This window comes from Mesorhizobium sp. M7A.F.Ca.CA.004.04.2.1, from assembly GCF_004022825.1.
In the GTDB taxonomy this organism is placed as follows: Bacteria; Pseudomonadota; Alphaproteobacteria; order Rhizobiales; family Rhizobiaceae; genus Mesorhizobium.
In genome coordinates, this window is sequence record NZ_RZPH01000665.1 from 1 (window position 1) to 3,408 (window position 3,408).

The 3,408-nt window shown below is 61.4% G+C and carries 3 protein-coding genes; 1 reads left to right on the plus strand and 2 read right to left on the minus strand.

Annotated elements, in window-relative coordinates; translation table 11 throughout:
- The coding region (locus EN893_RS24860; RefSeq protein ID WP_348632503.1) for a biotin/lipoyl-containing protein at nucleotides 1–1,138 on the plus strand (1,138 nt) is incomplete at its 5' end.
- A gap of 88 nt (nucleotides 1,139–1,226) precedes the next feature.
- On the opposite strand, the gene EN893_RS24865 is transcribed toward EN893_RS24860, so the two are convergent.
- Together EN893_RS24865 and EN893_RS24870 are read right to left on the minus strand one after the other, a co-directional pair.
- Nucleotides 1,227–2,348, minus strand: coding sequence for an ABC transporter substrate-binding protein (locus EN893_RS24865; protein WP_127270990.1), 1,122 nt, complete (start codon nucleotides 2,346–2,348; stop codon nucleotides 1,227–1,229).
- 392 nt (nucleotides 2,349–2,740) lie between these two features.
- A complete protein-coding gene (locus EN893_RS24870) occupies nucleotides 2,741–3,007 on the minus strand; it encodes a sel1 repeat family protein (RefSeq protein ID WP_013532614.1) in 267 nt (88 codons plus the stop codon).
- Nucleotides 3,008–3,408 lie beyond the last annotated feature (401 nt).

Genomic DNA, 3,408 nt, shown 5'->3' on the forward strand with positions numbered 1-3,408 from the left:
GGGCCTGAAAGCCGACCGCTTCTGGTTCATGGAGATGAACACCCGCCTGCAGGTCGAACATCCGGTCACCGAAATGGTAACCGGCACCGATCTGGTCGAGTGGCAGTTGCGGGTCGCCAGCGGCGAAAAGCTGCCGAAGACGCAAAGCGAGATCGCGCTCGTCGGCCATGCCTTCGAGGCGCGCATTTATGCCGAGGACGCGGCAAAAGGGTTCCTGCCGGCGACCGGCACGCTGCATCATCTGAAATTTCCAGACGCAGCCTCCGAAGGCGCCACAATGCGCATAGAGACCGGCGTGCGGGCGGGTGACGCCATCTCGCCCTATTACGACCCGATGATTGCCAAGCTGATCGTCCACGCCACGGACCGTCAGGGGGCTCTGGAAGCGCTTGGCGCGGCGCTATCCCGGACCGAGATCGCCGGCTCGACCGTCAACACCGCCTTTCTTGCCGCTCTCGCCGCCGATCCGGATTTTGCTGCAGGCGATGTCGACACCAGCCTGATTGGCAGACACCAAGAAACCTTGGCGACCGTCCCGCCGCCGAGCGACGAAACCATTGCTGCCGCCGCTCTTGCGGCCTCCGGTGCCGGCGCAACCCCGTCATCCGACGATCCGTGGTCGTCGCTTGTCGGCTATGCCCATTTCCACAGCGTGGCGCGACGCACATGGCTGAAGTTCGGCGAAGACGATATCGCGGCGAAGGTTTCGGTGCGGGCGGACGGACGATTCCAGGTCGCGCTGGACAAGCCCTATGGCGACACCAATTCGCATGATTTTCGCGCCACGCCACGCCTCGCCCGCTGGCCAGGCCATATTACCGTGTTCGAAGGCGCCGTTGGCTACACCTTCGCCGTGCCGGACCCGTTGGCACGGGCCGATGAGGCGGCGGCAAGCACCGGCAGCCTGCGTGCGCCGATGCCGGGATTGGTCAAGCTGGTGCGCGTGGGAAAAGGCGATACGGTGATCAAGGGCCAGCCGCTGCTGATCCTCGAGGCGATGAAGATGGAGCACACCATCGCCGCGCCGCATGACGGCGTGATCGCCGAGATCGCCACAGAGGGCGCACAGGTCACCGACGGAACGGTGCTGGTGCGGTTCGTCGAGGAGCACAACGCCGCGACCACAGCAGTGAGCTGACGGTTCGGAAGGCCACGACAGGGGAAGCAAAAAAATGGCCGGGATGAACCCGGCCATTTCTCTATGCCATCCAGTCGCAGGGTGGCGATTACTGCGCGATCGGCGCGTATTTGCCGTCATGCCACTGGTTGATGTCGTAGCTGGCATTCTTGAGGTCGCCCTTCTCGTCGAAGGTGACATCACCGACAACGGTGCTGATCGGCGTACCGTTCTTCAACGCTTCGGCAACCTTGGCCGGGTCGTCGCTGCCGGCACGCTTGATGCCTTCGGCGAAAGCCTGGATGGTGGCGTAAGAGAACAGCGTGAAACCCTCCGGCACGAAACCGCCGGCCTTGATCTTCTCGACGGCTGCCTTGGCTTCCGGCTTTGCCTGCGGATCCGACGGGAAGACGAACATGGTGCCCTCGCCGGCCGGGCCGGCAACCTGCCAGAATTCCGGCGAGGCGATGGAGTCCGGCATGATCAGCTGGAACTTCAGATTCTGTTCCGCCGACTGACGCAGGATCAGGCCGGCTTCAGGATGGTAGCCGCCGAAATAAACAACGTCGGCTTTCAAATCCTTGAGCTTGGTGACGAGAGCCGAATAGTCCTTCTCGCCAGCGTTGATGCCGTCATAATAGACCTCCTTGAGGCCGCCGGCATTCATCGTTGCCCTGACGGCGTCAGCCACGCCCTGTCCGTAGGCGCTCTTGTCATGCAGGACGACGACATTCTTGCCGGCAAACTTCTTGGCGATCCATGGGCCGATGAAGGCGCCCTGCGCGTCGTCTCGCGTATAAAGGCGCATGATCGTCGGCCAGCCGGCCTTGGCTGCCGCATCGGTCAGCACCGGGTTTGACGAGGCCGGGCTCATCATCAAGGCGCCGGCTTCGGCATAGACAGCTGATGCCGGAATGCTGGAACCCGAGCAGGCATGGCCGTCGATGAACTTGACGCCATCGGCGACGACGCGGTTGGCAACCGACACGGCCTGCTTGGGATCGCATTGGTCGTCTTCGATGCTCAGCTTGATCTGACGACCGTCGACACCGCCCGCGGCGTTGATCGCATCGGCGGCAGCCTGTGCGCCCTGCTTGAACTGATCGCCGATGGTGGCGAGCTGTCCTGTCATCGGGCCCACCACCGCAAAGGTGATGTCGTCTGCGAATGCGACCGGCGTGCTCAACATCAGGCCGAATATGGCCGCGTTCAAAATACTCAATTTTTTCATGATGGTAGAACTCCTCCACTCACGCGCGGCCGCCCCGGCCGCGCTTCTTCCAGAGAGGCCGGACAATTTCATCCTTCATTCGGCCTGTCTAGGCGCATTGGCGCCGCTCGATTGGGCCTGCAAGACGTCATCCACGCAAAAAGCCACGCCAGCCTTGTTCCGGCTGGTCGCGGCTTTTTTGCCCGTCGAGCAATCTCCAGGCGCCCCCGCGCCTAAAAATCCGCTCAGCTTCCCTGTGTCGCGCACGACTGGGCCTTGCGGCCTGCCGCGTTCTTTCCCTTGCCTTCGTGACCGTCTTGCGCGGCCTTCAATTTCGCCGGGTCTGGCCGTCTGTGCGGCCTTGATCCCGGAGCTTCCCTGTCTTCGATGGATCTGTCTGCGATTGGCAGATTTCAGTGCATGGTCATCCATTCGCGGGCTTCGCGCAGCGCCGTGGCGATCTCGACCTTCGACATGGCGGCCGACAGTTCCGAGCGCAGCTCGGCGGCGCGGGCCGAGCCCTTGATTGCGGCGATGTTGAACCATTTGTGGGCGGCAACGACATCGGTCTCGCAATCGCGGCCGGTCGCATACATCATGCCCAATTCGAAAAGGATGTCGGCCTGGGCAGTTGCTCCCATAGCGCCGAAACCTGCTTCAAGCATTTCAAAACGTGCCATTTCAATCCCCTGTTTTCCGGCCCCTGTCAGGCTCCCGAGAGCTGCCTTCTTTCGTCTTGCCGGCTGCTCTTCCGATGCTTTCGAGAATGCCGTGCAGGCTTGAATCCGTCGTTAAATGGCGTGCTTAATTTGAGGAAAACAAAGCTAAAACAAGAGGTAAACGCCGAAATTCGTTAAGGATACAAACCCAGCAATTCAGCCTGCTTGCCTCAAATTTGACGAAAGTTTTCTCGCGCGGGGGCAAGACTTCGCTAACCACGGCAGACAAAGGCGATGCGCCGATCGTTTCATTTCATCGTCGAGGAGGCGCTTTCAGGCGGCTGCAAAATCCCAAAGTCTTCCGCTACGGCACCGCTTTTGTTTTGCCGGGAGCTGGATTAGCTTACGTTTGCGTAAGCGGC

Bases quoted from the DNA above. Each gene is read 5' to 3' on its own strand.
- EN893_RS24870 (WP_013532614.1), bottom strand. From the start codon at position 3,007: ATGGCACGTTTTGAAATGCTTGAAGCAGGTTTCGGCGCTATGGGAGCA.
- EN893_RS24865 (WP_127270990.1), bottom strand. From the start codon at position 2,348: ATGAAAAAATTGAGTATTTTGAACGCGGCCATATTCGGCCTGATGTTG.